The following is a 6369-nucleotide window of genomic DNA, read 5'->3' on the forward strand; positions in this document are numbered from 1 at the left end:
GCGTCGTCGTTCGCCCGTGTTCCGTATTCGCGTCGTCCCATCCGTATGCGGGGGCCGCCATTCCGTCCCTCATCCGACGATGCCGTTCATCCGTCGCGTCGCGTTCTCGCCGGATAATGGTCGTATGACCGATTTCCAGCCTACGTCGAGCGCCGATGCCGTCATCGCCGTCTTCGACCGGATCAACGAGAAGGTGGACGCGATGCGTGAGAAGCGACTCAACGACCCCGATTCCCTGGGTGACAAGCTCCTGAAGTCCGTCCTGCCGTCCCTGGCCGGACTGGTCGCCGGACAGCTGTTCACGATGCTGTGGAACCGCACCGTCGGCGGTCGCAAGGCCGGCGCCCCGTCCTCCGATGGTCGTCTGGGCGACGGCGTCGTCGACGAGCGCGAGAGCGTGCTGATGAGCATCCTGTTCGCCGGATTGTCGGCCGCGTTCGGCGCCGCCGTATCGCATCTGTCGAACCGTGGTTCGCAGGCGCTCGTCGACCGTCGTCATCGCCGCCGTATCGCCCGCTGACCCGTATTCCGGGACCCCGAGGTCGTCTCCGCTCCGGCTAGCGTCGGCGCGGCTTGTAGCCTTTCTTGCGCGAGTGCGGTTTGATCTGCTGGTTGAGCGGTACCGCGCGGTAGCCGCTGTTGGGGTCGCGGTGCGTCAGGTGCCAGCTGCCGCAGTATTGGCACTGGTACACCCACAGTTCGGCGCCGCGTTCGCGCAGGCTCTGGTCGGCCGCCTGCTGCGCCTGCGCCCGGTCGTGATACATGATCTTGTTCGACTCGGTGCAACGTTTGGGGATGAAGTAGTGCATAGCATCCCCGAGTCTAGGTCATCGCCTTGATTTCATCGGGTACCGGAGCCCGCGGCGGATCGTGTTGCATACGATGATGGGACGCTCCGGAATGAGCGTCCCATCACGGTTCCGATGGCGTGCAGGTCCGGATATGATCCGTCCTGCACGTCATCGTGCCGGCCGGTTCCTTACGCCCTGCGACGGCGGATGCCGTAGGCGATGGCTCCGGCGATGGCGAGCATCGTCGCCACCATGCCGAGCACGACCACATCGGAGCCGGTGGCGGTCAGCTTGTCGCTCGTCTTCCCGTCCGGTGCGGTCTCCGGCTTGGTTTCCGGCTTGGTCTCGGGCTTTACTTCCGGCTTCGGCTCGGGTTCCGGATCGGGCTCGGGATCAGGATCAGGATCAGGATCAGGGTCCGGTTTCGGCTCCGGCTCCGGCTCCGGGTCGGGATCCGTTCCGCCGCCGTTAGCGACCAGCGCGCCCATCGTCTCGGACACCGCGGCGACCAGTCCGTCGAGGTTCTCCTGCGTCAGATCGGACGGGTCGGCGAGCGCCGCGGCCAGAGCGTCGCGGGCCGCTGCGAACGGCTCCCACGATTCGGCCGTGTAATCCACCTCGTTCTTGCCCTGTGCGGTCTGCAGCATGTCCTGCGCCGCCGTGGTGTCGGCGCGGGCGACGAGCAGTCCTTCGGCGCCTTCCAACGCGTTGACGGCGTCGTCGATCTGCTGCTGTGTGGCGTCGTCCGCATCGAGCACCCGCTGGGCCTGTTCGATGGCCGCGGTGAACGCCTGCACGCTGGAGGTCGTCTTGCCGTCCGTCCCGACCTTGGCCAGGACGTCGAGACGGGCCGTGAGCTCGGACCGATCGGTGTCGTCCGGGGCCGGCGCGGCGGTTTCGCGCTTGCCGTACACCTGCAGTTCCACGATGTGGTTCGTGGTGCCGGTGGCCGTGCCCTGCATGTAGACGCGCACGTACCGTGCCTTGGTGCCGGCCGGTACGGTGAATCCCCTGCCGGAGGACGTCTCGGCGTAGGTGGCGTCGTCGCCGGCTCCGAAGCCGAAGACGTCGTCGCTGTCGGCGTTGTAGATGACGGTGTCGTTCGCGTCGAACGTCTCGTCTTCGGACAGTACGATCACCGAGCCCTTGTAGGTGCGGCCGTCGTTCCAGTAGCGGTACAGTTTCACCGCGTCGTTCTCGCCGCCGTCGGTGTTCTGGATGCTGTGGATGGTGCCGAGGTCGACCTGCAGCCAGGATCCCTTGGCGGTGTCGTCCTTGCCGAATTCGCCGTAGTTGTTGGTGTCGATGGTACCGTCGACAGCCATGCTGCCGGGACGCTGGGTGTTGCCCATCGTCCCGGTGGATCCGTCGGCCCATCCCATGGTGACGGTCTTGTTGAGCGCGGCGTTCTCCACGACGGGAGCGGTGTTGGCGTCCCTGATCGTGTCGTAGCCGTGGGCGGTGTCGTAGACCGCGATCGACAGCGTGCCGGTGAAGGCCGGCGAGCCGACCGTGGCCGCGCCGGCGGGGATCTCGTACGTCTTGTTGCCGGCCTGGTATGCGGATCCGTCGAGGGCGCCGTCCACGTACACCTTGAGCATGCCGTTGTTCTCCTTGACGGCCGTGACGCGGTGCCGTTGGCCGTCGTTGATGACGGACGAGCCGGTGGCGGTGACGCCGTCGAGCGTCACGTACGCGTGGCCGCTTCCGTCGATGCCCAACGTGTAGCCTGCGGGCTGGGCGGCGAGCACGGCGTCCGCGGACGTTGTGGTCACGTCGGCCGTCACGGTGAAGCCGGTGGCGCCGTTGAGCGAACGGCCCTTGGTGCCGAGGTTCGCCGTGGTACCGTCGTAGTCGGCTTCGGGCAGGCTCGCCACTTTGTTGCCCTTACGGTAGGTGACGCTTCTGGTGTCGTCGGCGCCGTTGCCGGCCAGGTCCTTGAGTGCGGACGAGGCGCGGACGGTGAGCGTGGCGAGGTTCTTCGGTGTCTCCTTGAGCGTGATCGCGAAGGTCACGCGGTCGGCGGACGGCACGATGCGCTCCACGTCGGCGCCGTCGACGGTCAGTCCGTCGTCGGCGGTCAGGCTGACCGCTTCGTCGAATCCGACGGTGAGCGTCCGGTCGCCGTCGCTGGACAGCGACGTGATGGTCGGCGCGGTCGTCTCCTTCGTCTTGGCGACGCGGAAGGTGACGGATTCCTGCGGCTGCAGGGTGAACGTGTACTGCCTGCCGTAGGTGAACGTCCCGGTTCCGGATGCGAGCGTCTCGTCGCTCGGCTGGTCCTTGGCGGTGTCGTCGTCGGCGGGGTTGTACACGTGTTCCAGCGTGTAGACGTAGTCGCCGGAGTCGATGGGCACGCCGTTGGCGGCGTCGAATGTGAAGGTCACGTCCGCGGCGGTGTTCTTCGGGTTGCGGATCATGATGAGGCCGTCGGTCCCGTCGAATCCGGAGTACCCGTAGGTGTTCGCCGTGCCGTTGCCGCCTACCGAACTGAGCTTGACGTTCGTGTTGGGCGAGCCGCCGAACATCTTGGCGTTGCGCAGCATGTGGTTGTTCGCTTCGGCCCATGCGAGGAATTCCGCGGTCACCTGCCATTTGCCGGTGGTCATGATGCTGGGCGAGAAGTACAGCTCCCAGAACGAGGTGCCACGGCTGGCCTGCGTGTACAGGTAGTTGGCGAACTGTTCGTCGGTGGCGCTGTCGACGGTCATGCCGGTGCCTTCGACGCCGTAGATCGGATCGTGGTTGTACAGGTTGGTGAGCGGGAACTGGAACTGGTGGTTGTTGATGAAATCGTAGTAGGCGGCGTCGCGGTAGTTCATCTGCTTGTCCAGTTTGCTGCCGTCACCGGCGTCGGACTGGTCGTGGATGCACTGGATCCATACCGAGTTGGCCCATTGCAGGAACCACGGGCTCGGGTTGGTGTAGCAGGTCAGCGAGATCCACAGGTCGTCGATGCCGTTCTGCTCGCCGTTGGCGCGCACCTGGTCGAACAGGTCGATCCATGCCTCCCACATGTCGGTCACGTGGTACATGTGTTCGTGGCCTCCGGTCATGTGCCGGTTCGCGTAGCCGGGCATGCCGTCCGTGGCGGGGAACTGGTTGTACTGCGCCTGGTCGATGAAGCCGTCCCACTTCCAGTAGTTGACGTGGTACTCGTCCTGCCATGCGGTGGCCATGTCGGCGAAGTTCCTCACGTATTCGCGGTCGGCGACGTCGATCGATCCGCCGGCTTTGGATCCCTTGCCGCTGGTGGCCATGATGTCGGCGAGCTCGCCGTAGAAGTTGTAGCCGCCTCGGGGGCCGACCCATACGCCGAAGTCGCTGCCGAGCTTCTGCACGAGGTCGCTCGACGGGGTGAGTCCGTCGGGGAACTTCGTGTTGAAGGTCCAGAAGCCGTCCTCGTTGACGGTGGTGCCGGATCGGCGGATCTTGTCGTTGTCGGTGGGCGTGGTCTTGTTGTAGTTGTTCCAGCCGTCGTCCACGACGTAGGATCCGAGCGGTTCGGCGCCGGCTGCGCCGAGCTGCTTGTCGACTTCCTGGAATGATTCGAGGATGTTCGTATCGTCGATGTACATCATGTTGTCGAACCAGGAGTTGTATTGTGCACGGAACTCGGTCGGCGTGGCGATGTCGTCGATGTAGTCGTAGAAGTCGGATTGGATGACCGCGTTGTCGCTGCTGCGCGCCGCGCCGACAACGGTCTGCCAGGTGGTGTAGGTCACGGTGCCGCCGTCGTCGCTGAGGCCGGCCTGTCCGTCCTGGACGAGTCGGTCGAACGATTTGCCGGTGTAGTAGCGCATGTATCCGGTGCCGTCGGCGATCTGCGTGTCGGTTTCGGGGAACACGCTGCCGAGGAACATGCCGTCGATGTAGATCGGCTGGCCCAGGTTCGCGTGGAATTGGCTCATCTGCACGACGCCGCCCTGATCGGTCGGAATCGTCCAGGTGGAGTCGGTGTCGTCGACGGCCAGCGATTCGAGGTCGATGAAGTCGATGATCGCGTCGTCCTGCTGTTCGGCGGGTACGGAGATCTCCATGAACTTGCGCATGTAATGGTCTCCGTCGTACATGACGACGTGTTCCTTGATGCTGTAGTCGACGCCGCGGAACCGGTACGGCTGGAAGGTGAAGACGAGTTCCTTGCCGGTTTTCTCCTGCTTGTTGATGGTGGCCGTGGTGTCGTTGACCTGCGGTTCGCCGTCCAGGGTCAGGTCGCTGGAGGTGAAGTCGTAGTCCTGGGAGGCGCCAGGCGCGATGTACTGCCGTTCGTACAGGTTGAATTCCGCGCATCCGGCGAACTGCTGGCCGTTGGCGGAGGAGAGCGCTTCGAGTCTGACGTATCGTGCGGTCACGGGCTGGTCGAGGTTCACGTAGATCGGGTTCGTACCGTCGTAGACGAGGGCGGTGGCGTCGGTGCTGCCGTCTTTGGCGACCTGCCATGCGTCGTCTTCGGTGGGTGCCGTGTCGTCGTTGGAGTACAGCAGTCGGTAGGTGCTGATGTTGCCGTTGGTGCCGGATTGCCGTGGCGTGTAGGAGAACGCCTGGAAGGTGGTTTCCTCGCCGAGTGCGAACTGGATCCAGTGGCCGGTGTCGTAGTTGTGGGTGCCGCTGCTGTATTGCGTGTGCCACATGGTCGCGGGGTCGCCGTCGATCGCCTTTTCGGGGCCGCTGGTTTCGCTGCTGGTTTCGGCGCTGGATGCGGTGGCGGTCCATGCGCTGCGGTCGATGCCGGTCGGCGGTTTCGTTTCGCCGGTGTTCTTCGTCATTCTGACGATGAATTCCTGACTTGCGCCGGCTTGGGGCGTGTACTGCCGGTCTGCGCGCTTGTTGTCGATCGTCGTGGTGGTGAGCCTGTCGTCCGCCGTGGAGAAGGTTCGGGCGATCTGATCGTTGCCGATGGTCACCGTGTCGCCGTCGAGCGTCACTTCGGCTGCGGATGCTCCTGTCGGCGGGGCATCGTCCTGGGCGTACGCCGTGACCTGGAACGTTGCGACGGTCAATGCCGTCGCGACGGCTCCGCCCAGCAGGCGTTTGAATACATGCTTCATCGCATGTCCTTTCTATTGACGGGTTCTGGTTCCATGGCCACCGTTGGCCGTGGTTCGTCGAATCGTGTCGGCGTGGGAACCCTAGTCAAGCATATGGGTCGCCTCCGACCGGCTGTTCCAGGACCGTGACGGAGAAGGCGATGTGCAGAATGAATCCGGATACGAAAAATCCCCGGGAGCTGGGCTCTACCGGGGATCTCTGAAGTGAATGCGGCGGTGTGCTACTCTCCCACACCCTATCGAGTGCAGTACCATCGCCGTGCCAGACCTTAGCTTCCGGGTTCGGAAAGGGACCGGGCGTCTCACCTGGGCCATGACCACCGCAAATCTTGAATTATCAACCCGCACGTCACGCGTGCGGCACAGGGGTTATATGAGTGATCCCCGGGAACCGTTGCCGGCTCTACCGGGGATTCGATGTGTGATGCGGCGGTGTGCTACTCTCCCACACCCTATCGAGTGCAGTACCATCGCCGTGCCAGGCCTTAGCTTCCGGGTTCGGAAAGGGACCGGGCGTCTCACCTGGG

General features: G+C 64.4%; 3 protein-coding genes and 2 rRNA genes. 1 reads left to right on the forward strand and 4 read right to left on the reverse strand.

Features of this window, described 5'->3' with window-relative positions:
- Positions 1–124 precede the first annotated feature (124 nt).
- Positions 125–520: a DUF4235 domain-containing protein gene (locus tag D2E24_RS09550; RefSeq protein ID WP_125969101.1), complete on the forward strand. Its 396-nt coding sequence runs from the start codon at positions 125–127 to the stop codon at positions 518–520.
- Positions 521–557: 37 nt separating this feature from the next.
- On the opposite strand, the gene D2E24_RS09555 is transcribed toward D2E24_RS09550, so the two are convergent.
- From D2E24_RS09555 to rrf (D2E24_RS09570), 4 genes are all read right to left on the reverse strand, one after another.
- Entirely contained in the window at positions 558–809 is a 252-nt protein-coding gene (locus D2E24_RS09555) for a hypothetical protein (protein WP_125969102.1), read from the reverse strand.
- A 170-nt stretch (positions 810–979) separates the two neighbouring features.
- Positions 980–5842, reverse strand: a complete 4863-nt coding sequence (locus tag D2E24_RS09560; RefSeq protein ID WP_125969103.1) for a discoidin domain-containing protein — start codon at positions 5840–5842, stop codon at positions 980–982.
- 208 nt (positions 5843–6050) lie between these two features.
- A 5S ribosomal RNA gene (rrf, locus tag D2E24_RS09565) occupies positions 6051–6167 on the reverse strand.
- Between the two features lie 99 nt (positions 6168–6266).
- Positions 6267–6369 (reverse strand): 5S ribosomal RNA (rrf, locus tag D2E24_RS09570); the annotation flags it as partial.

Origin of the sequence: Bifidobacterium samirii, from assembly GCF_003952945.1 — a bacterium.
GTDB lineage: Bacteria > Actinomycetota > Actinomycetes > Actinomycetales > Bifidobacteriaceae > Bifidobacterium > Bifidobacterium samirii.